Source organism: Micromonospora costi (assembly GCF_003626655.1).
GTDB classification, from domain to species: domain Bacteria; phylum Actinomycetota; class Actinomycetes; order Mycobacteriales; family Micromonosporaceae; genus Micromonospora; species Micromonospora costi.
In genome coordinates this window covers 39,772-56,693 of the sequence record NZ_RBAN01000005.1, presented here as the reverse complement: position 1 = coordinate 56,693, position 16,922 = coordinate 39,772, and the positions used below count along the sequence as shown (strand labels likewise).

The 16,922-nt window shown below is 72.8% G+C and carries 13 protein-coding genes; 6 read left to right on the top strand and 7 right to left on the bottom strand.

Annotated features, from left to right (window positions below; all coding sequences use genetic code 11):
- Positions 1–15: 15 nt before the first annotated feature.
- Positions 16–315, top strand: a complete 300-nt coding sequence (locus D7193_RS26060; protein ID WP_120782275.1) for a DUF1330 domain-containing protein — start codon at positions 16–18, stop codon at positions 313–315.
- An 18-nt stretch (positions 316–333) separates the two neighbouring features.
- On the opposite strand, the gene D7193_RS26055 is transcribed toward D7193_RS26060, so the two are convergent.
- Positions 334–963: a TetR/AcrR family transcriptional regulator gene (locus tag D7193_RS26055; RefSeq protein ID WP_241563471.1), complete on the bottom strand. Its 630-nt coding sequence runs from the start codon at positions 961–963 to the stop codon at positions 334–336.
- Between the two features lie 112 nt (positions 964–1,075).
- On the opposite strand from D7193_RS26055, the gene D7193_RS26050 reads away from it, so the two are divergent.
- Complete coding sequence (locus tag D7193_RS26050; protein ID WP_120782273.1) at positions 1,076–2,101, top strand: hypothetical protein; 1,026 nt, start codon at positions 1,076–1,078, stop codon at positions 2,099–2,101.
- Positions 2,102–2,157: 56 nt separating this feature from the next.
- Here D7193_RS26050 and D7193_RS26045 read toward each other — a convergent pair whose 3' ends face one another.
- Both D7193_RS26045 and D7193_RS26040 read right to left on the bottom strand, forming a co-directional pair.
- Positions 2,158–4,773, bottom strand: a complete 2,616-nt coding sequence (locus D7193_RS26045; RefSeq protein ID WP_120782272.1) for a M14 family zinc carboxypeptidase — start codon at positions 4,771–4,773, stop codon at positions 2,158–2,160.
- Positions 4,774–4,904: 131 nt separating this feature from the next.
- Positions 4,905–7,595, bottom strand: coding sequence for a M14 family zinc carboxypeptidase (locus tag D7193_RS26040; protein WP_120782271.1), 2,691 nt, complete (start codon positions 7,593–7,595; stop codon positions 4,905–4,907).
- Positions 7,596–7,787: 192 nt separating this feature from the next.
- Between D7193_RS26040 and D7193_RS26035 the strand changes: the two genes are divergently transcribed.
- On the top strand, positions 7,788–9,176 hold the full coding sequence (locus tag D7193_RS26035) for an aminotransferase-like domain-containing protein (protein WP_158674865.1): 1,389 nt from the start codon (positions 7,788–7,790) through the stop codon (positions 9,174–9,176).
- 134 nt (positions 9,177–9,310) lie between these two features.
- On the opposite strand, the gene D7193_RS26030 is transcribed toward D7193_RS26035, so the two are convergent.
- A complete protein-coding gene (locus D7193_RS26030) occupies positions 9,311–9,934 on the bottom strand; it encodes a TetR/AcrR family transcriptional regulator (RefSeq protein ID WP_120782269.1) in 624 nt (207 codons plus the stop codon).
- Between the two features lie 96 nt (positions 9,935–10,030).
- Between D7193_RS26030 and D7193_RS26025 the strand changes: the two genes are divergently transcribed.
- Positions 10,031–10,708: an alpha/beta hydrolase gene (locus D7193_RS26025; protein WP_120782268.1), complete on the top strand. Its 678-nt coding sequence runs from the start codon at positions 10,031–10,033 to the stop codon at positions 10,706–10,708.
- A 100-nt stretch (positions 10,709–10,808) separates the two neighbouring features.
- On the opposite strand, the gene D7193_RS26020 is transcribed toward D7193_RS26025, so the two are convergent.
- From D7193_RS26020 to D7193_RS26010, 3 genes are all read right to left on the bottom strand, one after another.
- A complete protein-coding gene (locus D7193_RS26020; RefSeq protein ID WP_120782267.1) occupies positions 10,809–12,824 on the bottom strand; it encodes a copper resistance CopC family protein in 2,016 nt (671 codons plus the stop codon).
- 110 nt (positions 12,825–12,934) lie between these two features.
- Positions 12,935–13,693, bottom strand: a complete 759-nt coding sequence (locus D7193_RS26015; RefSeq protein WP_120782266.1) for an SDR family NAD(P)-dependent oxidoreductase — start codon at positions 13,691–13,693, stop codon at positions 12,935–12,937.
- Positions 13,694–13,880: 187 nt separating this feature from the next.
- Positions 13,881–14,207, bottom strand: a complete 327-nt coding sequence (locus D7193_RS26010) for an STAS domain-containing protein (RefSeq protein ID WP_241563469.1) — start codon at positions 14,205–14,207, stop codon at positions 13,881–13,883.
- A gap of 255 nt (positions 14,208–14,462) precedes the next feature.
- Between D7193_RS26010 and D7193_RS26005 the strand changes: the two genes are divergently transcribed.
- The gene (locus tag D7193_RS26005; protein WP_120782265.1) at positions 14,463–15,326 is read left to right on the top strand and encodes a hypothetical protein; all 864 of its coding nucleotides are present in this window, start codon (positions 14,463–14,465) and stop codon (positions 15,324–15,326) included.
- Positions 15,323–16,912 (top strand): serine/threonine-protein kinase, encoded by a 1,590-nt coding sequence (locus tag D7193_RS26000; RefSeq protein ID WP_120782264.1) that lies wholly within the window; start codon positions 15,323–15,325, stop codon positions 16,910–16,912. Before D7193_RS26005 ends, D7193_RS26000 begins: the two co-directional genes overlap by 4 nt.
- Positions 16,913–16,922 lie beyond the last annotated feature (10 nt).

The window sequence follows — 16,922 nt, the reverse complement described above, 5'->3', positions numbered from 1 at the left end:
GGATAGCGTCGGGCCATGACGACCGACGCGGGTGTTGTCCGGTTGTGCTGCCTGCTGTGGGCCCATCCCGGGCGCGCGGACGCCCTGCACGCGTACGAGGACCGCGTGCTGCCCTGGATCGCCGAGCACGGCGGCGAGGTGGTGCACCGGGCCCTCGCCGACGGCACGGATGGCCATCCCCACGAGGTCCAGCTGTTCCGCTTCCCGGACCGGGCGGCGCTCGACGCCTACCTGCGGGACCCGCGCCGGACCGCCCTGAGCGCCGAGCGGGACGCGGCGGTCGCCCGCACGGACCTCTTTCCGGTGCGCTTCTGACCGTCCGGGGGACGCCGGTCAGCGACCCGCGGCGTCGAGTGCCGGCACGAGCGCCGTCAACGACGAGCGCAGGAGGGCCGGGAGGGAGCCGGACGCCACCACGAAACCCGGCATCGACGCGGACTGGGTGGTCGACCCCAGCCACCCCCGGACCGCGACCTTGGCGGCGGCGCCCACGCCCGCGGCCAGCGCCTCGGCGGTGAGCCGGTCGATGCCGGGGCACCGCGCGGCGATCGCGTCGGCGAGCGGGCCCTCGACGGCGGCGACGGTGTCGACGTAGCAGGCGCGCAGGGCGGGACTCGTCATGATCATCAGCAGCGCGTCGCGGGCGTCGTCGCCCGGGTCGGTGTATTGCTCCACGACGGCGTCGACGACGGCGTCGGCGAGGCCGACGTCGGCGGGCCGGGCGGCCACGGCCGCCGCCACCCGTGACGCGCGTTCCGCCATGACGGCCGCGACGATCGCCTCCTCGCGGCTCGAGAAGTAGTTGTTGTAGGTCCTCGGTGACACGCCCGCGGCCTCCGCGATGTCGTCGACGCGGACGTTCGCGGGCCCCCGCTCCAGCGCGAGGCGCAGCGCCGCGCTGCGGAGCGCCTCCCTGGTGGCCTGCTTCTTCCGTTCGCGCAGCGTGGGTCGGGCCTCTGTCACGGCCCCACGATCCCACAGGTCATGCGTACGCGCAAACTTGCGTGCACGCAAAAATTCGGTAGCGTCACCGTGCACCCACCCGGCGGCACGCAACCTGGAAGGACGGACACCCATGCGAGCCAAGGGCATCACCTACGACACCGGCTTCGTCCGCGACGGCCGCAACTCCCTGGAGCGTTTCGACCCCGAGCTGGTCCGGCGCGAGCTGACCATCATCCGTGACGACCTGCACTGCACCGCCGTGCAGATCGTCGGCGGCGACCCGCAGCGCCTGGAGCAGGCCGCCCGCTGCGCCGCCGACCTCGGGCTGGAGGTCTGGTTCTCGCCGTACCCGCTGGACCTGTCGACCGACGAGATCCTCGCGCTGCTCCTCGACTCCGCTGAGCGGGCCGAGCGCCTGCGCGCGGGCGGCGCCCAGGTCGTGTTCGTCGCGGGCGTCGAGCTCAGCATCATGAACCGGGGGTTCGTCGACGGCGACCGCATCGAGGAACGCCTCGGCAACCTGCTGGCCGACCCTCACGGCCGGGCCGAACGGATCGCCGACGTCCGCGCCTGCCTCGACCGCTTCCTCCGCACCACGGTGCCGGCGATCCGCGACCGCTTCCACGGGCGGATCACCTACGCCGCCATACCGTTCGAAGGCGTCGACTGGGATCTGTTCGACGTGGTGACCCTCGAACTCATCCGGTCCGCGGAGGTCGCCGACCGGTTCCGGGACGGCGTACGCGATCTCGTCGCGCAGCCCAAGCCGGTCGCCGTCACCGGCTTCGGCACCGCGACGTGGCGCGGCGCCGGCGACGTCGCACCCCGCAGCATGGAGATCCTCGAGTACGACGAGGGCACGGGCCTGCCGGTGCGGCTCGACGGGCCGTACGAGCGCGACGAGGCCGGCCAGGCCGCCTACGTCGGCGAGCTGCTCGACATCTTCGACAGCGAGGGCGTGGACAGCGCCTTCGTCCACCTGTTCGCCCTGCACAACCTGCCCCACCGCCCGGACGGCGACCCGCGCGACGACCTCGACCTCGCGAGCCTCGGGATCGTCAAGGTGCTCGAAGACCGCGACGGCCACACCTACCCGGGCCTGCCCTGGGAGCCCAAGGCCGCCTTCGCCACGATCGCGGAACGTTACTCGCGCTGACCCGCGCGGGGGTCACGTCCGTCGGACGTGACCCCCGCATGGTGGGACCGGGACGGCTACCCGCGTAGCGCGGCGGGCAGCGCCGCCGGCTCCACACTGGTCGCCGGACCGTGGTAGATCGCGTTGAACAGCAGCCGGCTCGGGTCACGCGACCAGGTACGGAAGGTCGGCTCGCTGCCGAAGGTCACGATCAGGCCCTTGCCGACCTCGTGCTTGACGATGTTGGCCTTGCCGTTCAGGTGCTCGCCGCCGATGAGCCAGCCGCTCTGCAGCTGCTCACCCGACTCCGGGAACGACGAGACCACGTCGCCGCCCGTCACGGTGTACGCCTGGTCGTTCTCGCCGAACCACACGGGAGCGTCCGGCCGCATGCCCCAGGCCACCGGGTCGGAGGTGTCGAACCGCTGGCTCAGGATGCTGCCCGGCGAGTAGAACTCGTGCTCGTCGGACGGCAGCGCCGGGGTGATGGGCAGGTTCGCGAGCTGGCGGGCCGTCGCGACCGAGTCGCCGATCGCCAGCAGCGTCCCACCGTCCTCGACGAACCGGCGAAGCTCCGCCCAACCGGCCTCGCCGACGCCGTACGCCCACGACCACTCGGCCGGGTACCGGTCCCGGTTCAGGCCCGAGACGAGGTCGTTGCGGCTGATCCCGGCCGGCAGCACGATCGTGTCGTACTTCGCGTTGAGGTCACCGGTGAAGTCGTCGGCGACCACCTCGGTGAAGCCCAGCCCGTACTGCTCGAACAGCCACTTCATCCAGCCGCCCGGGATGTTGTTCACGCCCCGGTAGAGACCGATGCGGGTGTTGTCCTTGAGCCTCTCGGCCGCGACCTGCGGCGCCTGCCCGACGCCGTGGACCGGGACGCCGGTCTTCCGGGACACCTCGCGCAGGGCCGCCCGGGCCTCGGCACTCGGCTCGACGATCAGGGTCCCCGGGGCGTACGTGCGGCCGCCGGCGCTGAATTCCGCGCTCGCCCGCAGCGTTCGCGCCCCGGCCTTCTGGAGCGCGGCGATGAACATCGCGGCGCCGTAGGACTCCGGTCCGACCAGGTAGGCGCCCCGCACGCCGGGCTGGCCCGGGAACGGCGGGTCGGCCGGCCGCACGGTCGTGACCTGGGTGGTCGAGGCGGTGAACGGCTGGGCGACGGTGTCCACCTGCACGCCGAGCAGCATCGGCAGGGTCTGCGCGGTCACGTCGTACGGGCTCTGCGGCGGGCCGCCGGGGTACTCCCGCAGGTCCGGGTAGTGCTGCACCTCCAGCAGGGTCTTCGCGAACCGGCCGTAGGGCTGCGCGTACCGGATGACCCAGGAACCGGCGTCGTACCGCTTGCCGTTCGCGGTGAACGCGGCGGTGGCCTGCTCGATCTCGACCTCGCCGGTACGCAGGATGCTCAGCAGCTCGTACGTGGCGAACGGGTCGCGCTGGTCGGCCGGCAGGACGTAGCCGTACGGCTTGCCCGCACCCGGGCTCACCGCGTTGCGCTGCGTACGGTAGAAGTTGAACAACCACTCGGACCGGTACTTGGCCACGTTGCTCAGGCCCGCGAAGACCGTGGTGTCGAGGTAGTCGACGATCTGCGCCAGCGACCAGGAGGACTGGTCGTACGGCTCGATGAAGTTGGTGTCCGGCTGCTGCGGCCCGATCGGCCCGCCGTTGCTGCTGGTGTACGTGTAGGCCAGGTCCCGGGCGCTCGCCGCCTCGACGAGGATGCGCGGCGCGCCGTGGTAGGTCATGTACTGCCGCGACGGCGTCCAGTAGTCGTAGGTCGAGCCCCAGGTGACGCCCTTCTTGCCCTCGGCCGTGAGGCTGCGGGACATCTCCATGCCCAGCGCGTTGGTCTGCTGGACGGTGATCGGGTCGATGTTCGGGTCGTTCGGCGACAGGTACGGCGGGATGAAGATCCGCGCGTTGCCGGAGCCCATCTGGTGGAGGTTCTGGACGACCTGCGGCTTCCAGTCGTTCTGCAGGGCGACGCTGATCTTCGTCTCCGGCTGCGTGAACATGAACCAGTCGCGGTTGTCGTCGTGCCCGATGTACTTCTGGTACAGGTCGGGATAGGTGCGGGCGTAGCTCGTCCCGGCGGTCTGGTTGAAGTAGTCCCCGACCCACTCGGTGCCGTCGGGGCTCTGCGCCGGGATGACGAGCAGGACGATGTTGTCGAGGATCTCGTTGACCGTCGTGGACTTCTCGTCGGCGAGCCGGTGGAGGATGTTGGGGATGGCCTGCGCGGTGCCGACCTCCGTGGAGTGGATCGCGGCCTCCAGCAGGTAGACCGGCTTGCCCTCCTCGGCGAGTTTGTGGGCCTGCGCCTCGGTCAACCCCCGGGGGTCGGCCAGCCGCCGGTTGATCTGCTTGATCCGGTCGAGGTTCGCCAGGTTGGCCGGCGAACTGACGGTGAGCAGCGGGAAGGGCTTCCCGGTGGCCGTCTTGCCGATCTCCTGGTAGGTCACCTTGTCGGACCGGTCCGCCACGAGCTTGTAGTAGCGGACCATGTCGGTCCAGCGGGCGAGCCGTCCCTCCGCGCCGGGCTTGAAGCCGAAGAACTGCTCGGGCGTGGTGACGCGTGGTGCGGCGTGTGCGGTGGAACTCGGGACGAGACCGCTGCTGAGGGGCAGGGTCAGGGCAAGGAGCGCGGCCGCGGGTAGCAGACCTCTCCTCGTCCAGGTGCGCATGGCGGGACCTCCTCGGGCTCGCTGGTGGGTCGGGATCGTCGCCGTTTCTCGCCGGCGCCGGGGATGGGGCCGGGGGCGCCGGGGTGGCCACGTGCGCGGTGGCCACCCCGGGCCGACCCGGTAGGGGCGCGCTAGCGCCGGACGGGCGCGCCGTCGGGGCCGAACTGCGGCCGCAACTGCTGGACCGCTGTCGCGTCCACCTCGGCCGCGGGGCCGGCGTAGATCGCGTTGTAGAGCAGGTTGAACTGCGACCGTGGCAGCGCACGGAAGGTGATCTCGCTGCCGTACGTGACGACCTGGCCCTTGCCCACGCTGAAGGACGCGACGTTGACGGCGCCGCGGATGTGCTCCGCGCCGCGCAGGTAGCCGCTGGCCAGGACCTCGCCCTCGGCCGGGTAGTTCGCCACCACCTCGCCGGAGTCGTCGGTGAGCTCCCACGCCTGGGTGTCGTAGAGCCAGACCGGCCAGGACTCGGGCATGCCCCAGGCGACCGGCTGGTTCGGGTCGAACTCCTGGTTCAGCAGGCTGCCACCCGTGGTGAACTCGTCGTCGTCCTCGGGCAGCGCCGGCTTCATGGGTAGGTCGAGCAGCTGCTGGGCGGTCTGCACCGAGTCGCCGATCGCGAGCAGGGTGCCGCCGTTGCGGACGAACTGCTGGAGCTTGCCCCAGCCCTTCTCACCCACGCCGTAGGCCCAGGAGTACGCCTCGTCGTACTGCGCCGGGTCCAGGCCCTCGACGATGTCGTCACGGGACACCCCGGACGAGACGACGATCGTGTCGTACAGGTCGTTCAGCGACCTGCTCTGGAAGTCCTGCGCGGAGACCACGTCGTAGTTGATGCCGTACTGGTCGAACAGCCACATGTCCCAGCCGCCGGGCATGTTGCCGACGCCCCGGAACAGCCCGACCCGGGTCTTCGGCTTGAGCTGCACCCCCGCGACCTTCGGGCTCCGGTCCACGGCGCTGACCGGGACGCCGACCCGGGCCGACGCGGTCGCCAGAACGTTACGGGCCTGCGGGGTGGCCGGCACGATGTACGTGCCCGCCGGGTAGTCGACGCCCTGCGCGCGGAACGCCGCTCCACCCCGGTAGGTGGGGATGTTGGCGCCCTGCAGGGCCGAGACGATCTGGATCGTCCCGTACGACTCCGGGCGGACCAGGTAGGCGCCCTTGCCGCCGGGAGCGGGCGGCATGGTCACCTGCGGCGGCGTGACCGAGGTCACCCGCTCCAGCTGCGCCTGGAACGGGGTGCGGATCTCGGCCACGTCCACGCCGAGTTGCAGCGGCAGGCTGGTCGTCGCCTCGGCGTACGGCAGCAGCACGGGACAGTCACCGCAGTCCCGGACCTCGGGGTACCGGTCGGTGCCGAGGACCTGGTGCGCCCAGTTGCCCCGCGGCTGGTGCATCCGGATGACGTGCGAGCCGGCCTCGTACCGCTTCCCGTCGGCAACGAACGGCGAGGTCGCGCGCTCGATCTCCACCTCCGTCCACTCGAGACGCTGGAGCATCTCGAAGGTCGCGTACGGGTCGCGCTGCTTGGCGTCGACGACGAACGCGTAGGTGCCCGACGGCACACCCTTGGTCAGGTACTCGTGCGGGACCGCGAACAGGTTGTCGTAGAGCAGTTTCTCGCCGTTGTCCGCGGTGTACTCCAGGCCCGCGTAGGTGGCGATCTTCGCGTAGTCGACGATGTCGGCCAGCGTCCAGGTGTTCGAGCGGTACGGCTCGATCAGGTTCATCCGGGCCTGCTGCGGGCCGAGCGGGCCGCCGTCACGGGAGACCTGCGGGTACGCGTAGTCGGTGACCGAGGCGATCTCGGTGAGGTAGACGCCGGAGCCGGTGAACGGGAAGTACCCGACGGGCTGCTCCAGGGTCCAGAAGATGTGGTAGTCGAGGCTGCCGACACCGGTCTTGCCGGCGGCAGCGAAGGCCCGGGCGGCGTGCTGCCCGATCGCGGCCACCGAGGAACTCATGTTCGCCGGGACGTTCTCGCTGGTGATGCCGCCGTAGGGCGGGACGAAGATCCGGCTGCCCGAGTTGCCCTTCTGGTGCATGATGTGCACGATCGCCGGGCGGTACTTCTTCTCCAGGGCGAGCCGGTACCGCGCCTCGACCTGGGTGAACATCGTCCAGTCCCGGTTGTCGTCGTGGCCCGTGTACTTGTGGTACAGGTCCGGGAAGGTCCGCCGGTAGTCGGTGCCGGCGGTCCGGTTGAAGTGGTCGATGATGAGGTGCTGCCCGTCGGGGTTCTGCGACGGCACCAGGACGATGACCGAGTTGTTCAGGACCTTCCGGGTGAAGTCCGAATCCTCGGTGGCGAGGCGGTGGACGATGTCGTTGATCGCCTGCCCGTTGCCCACCTCGCTGGAGTGGATGGTCGCCTCCAGGTGGTAGAACGGCACCCCCTCCGCGGCCAGCCGGCGGGCCTCGTCCGGGGTGGTGCGGCGCGGGTCGGCGAGTTTCTGGTTGATCTCGACGAGGCGGTCCAGGCGGCGCAGATTCTTCGGCGAACTGATGATGACGGTCCCGTATTCGTTGCCCATCGTCGTCGGCCCCACGGCCTGGTAGTCGACGCGGTCGGACCGTTCGGCGATCAGTTTCAGATACCGGAGCACGTCGGGATAGGCGGCGAGTTTTCCCTCCGTGCCCATCGCGAACCCGAAGTGCTGCTCCGGGGTGGGGATGGCCGCCGCCTTGGCGGACGCCGCGGCGCGCGTCAGGCCGGGGTCGGCGGTGGCGACCGGCGCGGAGGCGGTGGCTGCCACCAGCGCCAGCAGGGCCGCGCAGGCGCCGTACAACAGGGGTGGACGGGTCTTGAGCATGGGCGGGCCTTTCCACTCGACATCAATCTCGGTGGATGGACTGTGGCTGAACCTAGCCGGGCGCACCGGCCTCCACAGTGGCTCCGCTGTTCGCGTTTGTTCGCTTTCCCGCAAGCCCCGGAAATCTCAAGAATGGCTCAACATTATTGCCGCGGCCTCCGCCCGTGCGATATCGACAGACATGATCGTGAGGTGTCGAGGACGCGATTCGCCGACACGCTCGACGGAGTCGGCGACGGGGTACCAGCGCGGCGACCGGAACGCCTGCACGCCAGCGCGCTCGCGTCGGTGTTCACCGACCGGTCCGCGCGCGGTATCGCCGACCGCCTCGGAGACCTCATCCACTCCGGCGAACTCGCGCAGGGTCTGCACCTGCCGACCGTGCGGGCGCTGGCCGCCGCCCTGCACGTCGGCCCCACGACGATCGCCACCGCCTGGGCCCAGCTGCGCCAGCGCGGGCTGATCCATTGCGACCGGCGACGCGGCAGCTTCGTACGCGGGCCCGGGATGCTGGCGGGCCGGCGGTTCGCGAGCCTTCCTCCCCCGCCGCCGGTCCGGCTCGACCTCTCCACGGCCTATCCCGATCCGGCCCTGGTGCCCGACCTCGCCGGCCCGATGGCCCTGGCCGTGGCCGGAACGCCCTGGCGGGAGTACCCGGACGACATGGTGGACCCCCACCTGGCGGCCGCCCTGCACGCGACATGGCCCTTCGAGGCCGAGGACTTCACCGTGACCAGCGGCGCGCACGACGCCGTCCACCGGGTCGCCGGCGTGGTCCTACGCCGCCACGACCGGGTGCTCGTCGAGGAGGTCGCCGCCGCCTCGCTGCTCGACATCGTCGAGGACCACGGCGCCCAGGCGGTGCCGGTGCGCTGCGACGACGAGGGACCGCTCCCGGAGGCGCTGGCGGCCGCCCTCGCCACCCGGCCCGGGATGCTGCTCCTGCAGACCCGCATGGCCAGCCCGTACGGCCACGCGCTGTCCCGCCGGCGGGCCGAGTCGTTGACGCCGATGCTCGCCGGCCACGACATCGTCATCGTCGAGCACGACACCGCCCACGAACTCGCCCCGACCCCCCACGTGTCGCTCGGCGAGTTCCTGCCCGAGCAGATCCTGCTCGTCCGGAGCTGGAACAAGTCGCACGGGCCCCACCTCCGGGTCGGGGCGCTGGCCGGGATCCGGCGGGTCGTCTCACGGGTCCGGGCCCGGCAGAAGGCCACCGGCGGCTGGCCCTCCGCGCTGACCCAGCGGGCCCTGGCGCAGATGCTCACCGATCCGCAGACCCGGGAGACGATCCGCCGGGCCCGGGCCATCTACCGCCACCGTCGCCAGCAGATGGTCCACGCCCTGCGCGAGCAGGGCCTGACGCCGACCGGCGTCGCCGGGCTCTCGGTCTGGGTGCCCGTACGCGACGCCGCGACCGCGATCCGGTCACTGGCCGCCGACGGCATCGGCATCGCCCCGGGCGCGCCCTTCACGGTGCACGGCGACGGTCGGTCGCACGTCCGGATCGCCACCACGCTGCGGCACGACGAACACGCCCGGATCGCCCGCGTCCTCGGCGAGGCCCACCACCGCTGACCGGCCGCGGAGGCCACGCCCCGCCCGGCCAGCGTGATCGACTCCATTCCGCCGATACGGCGGGTTCACCACGTGCCGGATACCGCCAGATCGGCGATCTGGTGTCGATCACGCCCCAGCATCCGGCCGGCCGCTCAGCTCCCCGCCGGCCGGCGGAACGCGCCGTGCCACATGAGCAGGGCGATCTCCCGCGCCACCACCTCGTCCTGACTCTCCGGCCCGATCAGCACCTGGTTGGCCAGTGCCTGGAACCCGCCCCAGACGAACACCCGGGCCGCGGTGGGCGGGTCCAGGTCGGGCGCCGTCCGACCCGCGTCCTGCTCGCCGCGCAGCCACACCTCGGCCAGGTCGATGAAGCGTTGCAGCTTGCCGTTCCAGACCTCGCGCGCCACCGTGTCGTACGCGACCACTTCCAGGACCGCGGCCAGCAGGTGCCGCCGTTCCCGGTAGTACCGCAGATCCCGGACCATGATCTCGACGACGCCCTCCGCGCCCACGGCGGGTGAGGCCGCGCTGAACAGGTCGAAGGCGCCGTCCGTGAGCGTGTCGATGATCCGCAGCAGCACCTCGGTCTTGTCACGGAAATGCAGGTAGAAGGTCGAACGGCCGACTCCGGCCTCGGCCGCGAGACGCTGCACGCCCAGCTCGGTGAAGCGTTCGCCACCCGCCAGCAACCGCTCGGTCGCCTCAATGATCTTGGCGTCGGTGGTTGCCCGACGGGCCGGGCCGGTCGAGCGGCGGCGGGTGACAGAAGCCATATGCCGATCCTAGGCACGATCCCCTACCCTCGACCTGGACATCATGTCCAGTCACGATGTCCAACCATTCACCGGGGAAATCGGGAGAAGACCACCATGTCTGTAGAGCGACCCACGTTCGTGCTTGTTCCCGGCGCCTGGCACCTGCCGTCCACCTGGGATCTGCTGCGCGGCGAACTCGACGCCCTCGGCTACGCCAGCCGCGCCGTGAAGCTGCCCACCACCGGTCCCGATCCGCGTGGCGGCCTGCGGGAGGACGCCGCGGCGATCCGCTCGGCCGTCGAGGCGCTCAGCGGCCCGGTCGTCGTCGTGGCCCACTCGTACGGCGGCATTCCCGCCACCGAGGGCGTCGCCGGCCTGCCCGGCGCGCGACGCCTCGTCTACCTGGCCGCCTACGTCCCCGACGTCGGCGAGTCGATGCACACGCTGCACGGCGTGCCCGACCCCGACTCGGCCGACGGGCTCTTCCCCATCGGGTCGGACCCTCGCGCCCAGCTCTACGCCGACGTGCCGAAGGACGTGGCCGACCTGGCCATCAGCCGCCTCGTCGACCAGCTTCTCAAGCCCTGGGTCGACCGCGTGACCCGGGCCGCCTGGCACACCGTTCCCGCCACCTACATCCTCACCGAACGGGACGCCTCACTCCCGGTCGACCTGCAGGAGCAGATGGCCGCCCGCATCAAGGACGTACGGCGGATCGCCACCAGCCACTCCCCGTTCCTGTCCCGTCCGGCCGAACTGGCCGGGCTCCTCGACGAGATCGCCAGGGGCTGACCGTCATGCCCCAAAGGCACGGGCCTCCTCGTCGCCGACTACCGGGAGCGGTGGGCCGTGCCCAGGGCGAGCTGCACGCCGCCGGGCGCCGACCCGGATCTCACGTCACGGTGATCGTGTACTCGGCGGTGCGCACCGTCCCGCCGACCTGGAAGTCGAAGAACGCCCGGTACCGGCCGGGGCTCGGCGCGGTCAGCCAGAACGTGACGGCGCCGTCGACCAGCTCCGGCTCCGGGTGGACGTGCACGTAGCCCAGGTCCCCCTCGCGGACGACCACCAGGTGCCCGTACGCGCCCAGGTAGCGCTCCAGCGCCGCCGGCCCGGGCCCGCCGCCGCCGGACACCCGGAAGACCATCGGCGTGGTCACGCCCACCGTGGGCGTGCCCTCCATCGACACGGTGAACGGGCCGGCCGTCGCCTGCGGCTGCGGGGGCGGCAGCGGAGCGGGGGTGTGCGCGCCCGGCACCAGGTGGTCGACGCCCAGGACCAGGGGAAGCGGTGTGCCGGCGGCCCCGGTCACGGAGAAGTCCGCGTAGACGCGGTAGCCGCCGGCGCGGGCCAGCCGCAGCGGGACGCTCCAGGTGCCGTCGGGCGCCATGGTGGGGTGCAGGTGCTGGTACCCGGCCAGGTCACGGCCCACGACGATCAGGTGCAACGGCTTGTCGTGGACCACCGCGAAGCGTGTCGCCGCCTGCCGGTCGGGACCCACGATGCGGAACCGGTAGTCCACGCTCGCCCCGGCCGGCTGCGACCGCTCCAACGGCTGCAACGTGTACCCGCCGGCGCTCACGACTGTCCCGCTCGCCGGGGGCGCGCCGGCATCGCCCGGGTGCGTGTGCGGGCCCGTACCGGGCGCGTGCTGGTGCCCGTCGCCCGCCGACACCGCCTGACCGGCGGCCGGCGCGCCCCCGGCGGGCGCCGTGGGCGTACGCCCGGCGGCGCTCTCGCCTCCCGCGCCGAGGCGCCCGAGCCCGAAGCCGGCGAGCAGCGCCACCACCAGACCGCCGACCACCAGCCCGACCCGCGTGTTGCTCAGTCGCGGCCCGCCCGTCACGGGCGGGCCCTCCGGGCCCGGGATCGCCGGAGCGTCCGCCACCACCGCGCCGGGGGCACCGACCGCCGTGGCGACGCTGCTCGCGGGCGTCGCCGTGTCCTCGCGTACCGGCGATCCGGTGACGGCGGCCGCCCTGGCGGTGACGGCCACGCCGCCCGTACGCGCCGCCGGTACGGCCGCCGGCCGGCGCTTGCCGCCCGAGCCCGCCGCGGTGGCGGTCCGGCCGGTGGTGGCCCGGCGGGCGACCTCCTTCGGGCGGCCCGGTCGGGCAGCGCCGCCGGTCCGGCGGGAGGCCGGGCGAATCCGGCCGGACCCGCGGGCGGCCCGGGCGGACCGGGTCGGGCGCCGACGCCAGGCCACGACGCCGGCGAGCGCCGCGGCGACGGCCGCCGCGGCCCCGGTCCAGACCGGCCAACCCAAATCACCGCCACCATCGGCGGCCGTCGCGGACGCGGCCGGCGCCGGGGCGGCCGTCGCGGTGGCCGGCGTGGCCGGCGGCGTGCCCGACCCGCCGCCGTGCTGGTCGGTGGCGGCCAGGAGCGCCGGATCCGGCTGGTTGGCCGGTGGACGCCAACCCTGCGGCGCCGCCGTGACGGGCCCGCTGTAGCGGAACGTCACGGCGCCGCGCACCAGGTCGCCGTCCGACGCCACCGACAGGTAGCTCACCGAGTACCGGCCGGCCGCCGGCAGGTGCGCGAGGGTCACGACGGCCGGGAAGCCCGTCGTGTAGTCGCGCGGCTGGAAGGTGCCGTCGACGAGGAAGTACTCCCGTACCGGCTTCTCCAGCGGAACGGGCTCGCCGTGGCTCCAGCCGTTGTCGACCCGACCGCCACCCGGCGCGGTGATCGTGAAGTACGCGTTGCTGGCGACCTTCTCGGTGAAGTAGAGCCGTACCGCGGCCAGCGGCTCGTTCACCGTCGCGCCGTCCGCCGGTGTGGCCATGGCCAGGGTGCCGTGGGCCGCGGCGGGCGGTGGCGCCGCCAGCACGGCGACCGCGGACGCGAGGACGAGCGCGAGCAGGCCGGAAAACGCCCGCCCCAGGATCGGAGGGAGACGACGCATCAGATCATGGTCACGATCGGCGGGCGTCAATCAAGTCGTCCCGAATTTTCTTGCAGATGGCCTGACTTCTGCCGTGACCGATCCCGAGCCCCGGCCCGCCGACCGCGCGACTAGAGGTTCAGACCGCCGGAGACCTCGATGTCCTGGGCCGTGATCCACTGCCCCTCCTCGGAGACCAGCGACGCGATCACCATCCCGATGTCGTCCGGCTCGCCGACCCGGCCGAGCGCCGTCTTCGCGGCGAGGGCCGGGATCACCTCCGGGAAGCGCTCGAAGGCGTCGTCGGCGAGGCGGGTACGGGTGGCGCCCGGCGCGATCGAGTTGACTCGGACGCCACGGGGGCTGAGTTCCTTGGCCAGGTACCGGGTCAGCACCGTGAGGCCGCCCTTCATCGAGGCGTACGCCGAGTAGCCGGGCTCCAGGCCGGAGTGCAGCGCCGCGTTGCTCGTGACGTTGACGATGGCGCCACCGTTGGTGAGCAGCGGGAGCAGGGTCTGCGTGAGGAAGAACGGCCCCTTGAGCAGGACCCGCATGAAGCGGTCGAAGAGTTCCTCGGTGGTGTCCTCGAACAGCGCCATCTGGCCGAAGCCGGCGTTGTTCACCAGGATGTCGAAGGTGTCCCGCTGCCACGTCTCGCGCAGCGCCGCGCCGACCGCGTCGCGGAAGGCGGGGAAGCTCTCGCTCCGGCCCACGTCCAGCGGCAACGCGACCGCGGTGCCGCCCTCCTTCTCGATGCTCGCAACGGTGTCGTGCGCCCCGGCCGGGTTCCGGCCGTAGGTCAGGATCACACCCACACCACGCCCGGCGATCTGGATGGCTGCGCTCTGCCCGATGCCGGAGCTGGCACCCGTCACGATTGCGACCCGCATGGTTCGACCACCTGTTCATGTCGCGGAGCGCGTCGGCGCCCCGAGGGACTGGGACTGGCCCAATACCACCAGTGCAGCCGAGCGGCGGGTAGAACGATGCCCGCAGACCCTTGCACGATCCTCCACGGCCGGAGACGACCCGCCGGGCGCTGCCGGCGCGACGGGTGCCCTGCGGGCGAGGAGCTGGTCAGGCCGGCAGGGGCCGCAGCCGCTGCTGGGGGACGCCGCACGCGCACAGCAGGTCCGCCACGCCGGCCGGGGAGTTGTCGAGGAAGACGGCCACGCCGTGCTCGTCGGCGACCGGGACGATCGCGACCAACGTTCCGGCATTGATGTCGTCCAGGCTGGTGACCTCCGCGAGGTCCACGACCAGCCGGCACGGGCGCACCCGGCGTACCAGGTGCACGAGGGTCTGACGCAGCTCCACGGCGGCGTCGAGACCAACCTCGCCGTGCGGTTGCAGCACGATCGTGCCGTCGTCACGCGTCCGCACGGTCAGCGACGGGTCCGCCACGCTCCTCCCATCACCTGCGGTAGCCGACAAGCGTTCATCACGCTACTGCCCCGCTCACCGTCCGGACAGGGGACGGCAAGACGGATGTCACCCCGCCCGTCCGGCTGGAGCGCCGCTCGTTACGGACGGCGCACGTCACCGCCCGTCGGTGCCCCGGCCCGTCCCCCGTCGTCCATGTCCGCGTGGCCCGGTATTCACGTCGCGTGGCTACCGTACGGCTCGCGTTCACACCAGCCAGGGACGGTCGTCGCCACCGTGCACCACGCCAACCACTACTACGGCCACTCACATGTGCTGGCCCGCTACTGCGGTCTGGACGACCGGAACCCGCAGCGCATCCGGGGCTACCTCCAGCACGGCTGGAACATCGGCGACGGGATGGCCGCCGACCACGAGTTCGTGCCGGGTGTGCCGCTGTTCCTGTGGTCGGAGCGGACCCGCCGGCGCGCCTGGTCGCTGGGCCGACGCCAGACGTACGCCGTCGGGGCGCCCTGGGCCTACCTGTTGGCGATGGAGCCGGAGCCCGACGGACCCCGGCCGCGGGAGGGCACGATCTGGTATCCGTTCCACGGCTGGGAGGGCCAGCAGGTGGTGGGTGACCACGACCGGCTGGTCGCGGAGATCAAGGCGACCGAACCGGGCCCGGTGACCGTCTGCCTGTACTGGCAGGAGTACCGCGTCCGGCGGGTACGCGAGCGGTACGAGCGAGCCGGCTTCCGGGTCATCTGCCACGGCTACCGGGGCGGGAAGTGGGACAGCCTGGACCCGGACTTCCTGCGCCGGCAGTTGGCCGAGCAGCGCCGGCACCGCCGCGTTGCCTCGAACCGGCTCTGCACCGCCGTCTTCTACGCCATCCTCGCCGGCTGCGAGCCCGCCGTGTACGGCGACCCCATGCAGCTGGCCGGCGAGGTGCCGCTCTGGGGCGGGCAGCCCCGGATCCGTCGACAGTGGGCCGAGCTGCACGGCCCGCAGGTCGATCCGGTGGTCGCGCGGGAGGTCGCGGTCGCCGAGCTGGGGGCCGACCGTCTGCTGCCGCCCGCCGTGCTGCGCCGGTTGTTCCACTGGCCCGATCCGCCGTCGCGGCCCGCGGGGGCCGACCTGCCCGAGGAGACCCGGTGACCGTACGACCGATCGGCGGCGAGATGCAGGTCTGGTCGGACCTGGACGGCCGGCACGGGCCGGGCCCGGTCCGTGGGGAGGTGCTGGCCCCGCTGCTGGCGACCGTGACGGGGCGGACCCTGGTCGTCGGGCCGCTCGATCCGGCCCTGCTCGATGCGGTGCCGGCCGACGACCTGACCGTGCTGGTCCGGGGAGTGCCCGACGCCGAGGCGCTCGCCACCCACCTGGCCGACCGGCCGGGCGCCACCGTGCTGTGCGGCAGCCCGGAGAAGCTCGCCACCGAGCCGCCGTACGACAGCGTGGTGGCGCTAGACGGGACCGAGCGGCTCGGCTCGACCGAGGGCGCCGACCTGACCTGGGCGGAGACGGTCGCGCTCCTGGTGGCCGTCCTTCGGCCCGGTGGGCGGCTGCTTCTCGCGGCGGAGAACCACCTGGGCGTGCACCGGCTGGTGGCGCTGCCGCCCGAGGTCACCGACTCGGACTGGGCTGGTGCGGGCGAGTACGACCCCGACCGCCCGGCCGGCCTGGACCGGCTGCGGGCCGGGCTCGCCGGCGCCGGGCTGTCGGTGACCCGCACGTACGCCGCCTGGCCGGCGCCGATCGCGCCGGCCGCGCTGGTCGCACCGGAGCTGTTGGCCGACCAGGACGCGGCAGCGTTCCTCCGGGCGACGCTCGGCCGGGCCTGCGCACCGCGGGAGACGGTGCTGACCGACCCGGAACGGCTGGTCGCCACGGCGTTGCGTCACGGCGCGGCGGCCACCCTCGCGCCGGCCTGGATCCTCCAGGCCGAACGGATCGCCCCCGACCCGGGACCGTCCGGTCCCGTCGGCGGGCGTCCCGCGGCGTGGGCGACCGGGGCCGCGGCCGGAGGCGTGCCGTCCCCGGCCCTGCCCGAGGCGCTGGTCATGATCGACGGGGAGCGTGTCGAGGTCGTGCACCGTCCGGGCGGCGGGCTGCTCCTGCGCCGTCCCGACGGCGCCACGGGTGCGCTGCCGAAGGGCTCCGGCCTCGAACAGTCGCTGATCGTCGCATCCGTGCGGCGTGACCTGCCGGCCGTGCGGGAGCTGCTGCGCCCGTGGCAGGCCGGCCCGTACGCCGGTGTGCCCGCGGACCAGATCGTCGTCACGCCGGGCCGGGACCTGGTCCCGCTGGCGCCCGCGGGTCTCCCGGCGGACGCGGTGCGGCGCCTCGCTGTCCGGCTGCTCGACGCCGGGCTCGCCCACCTGTGGCCGTCGCCCGCCGATCCGGCCGAGCTGGCGCTCACGCTCGTGGCCCTGGCCGGGCAGGCACCCGTACCGGCCGCACCGGCGGGCGGCGAGCCGGATCGCCCCACCGTGCCCGGGGTGCGGGAGCTGGTGGCGGACCGCGACCGGCTGGCCCGGGAACTGGCCGAGGCGCGCGAGCGGGAGGCGTGGTACGAGCGGACGCTCGTCGAGCGCGAGACGGAGTTGCGCCGGGCGCGGAGCCTCCTCGCGGTGCTGAGCGGGACGCCGAGCGCGCGGGCGGGCAAGCTCGTGCTGGCCGGCGCCCGCCGGGCCCGCCGGACCGCGGGAGCCGTCGTACGGCGGGTGCTACCGCACGACTGAGGGGGCTGCC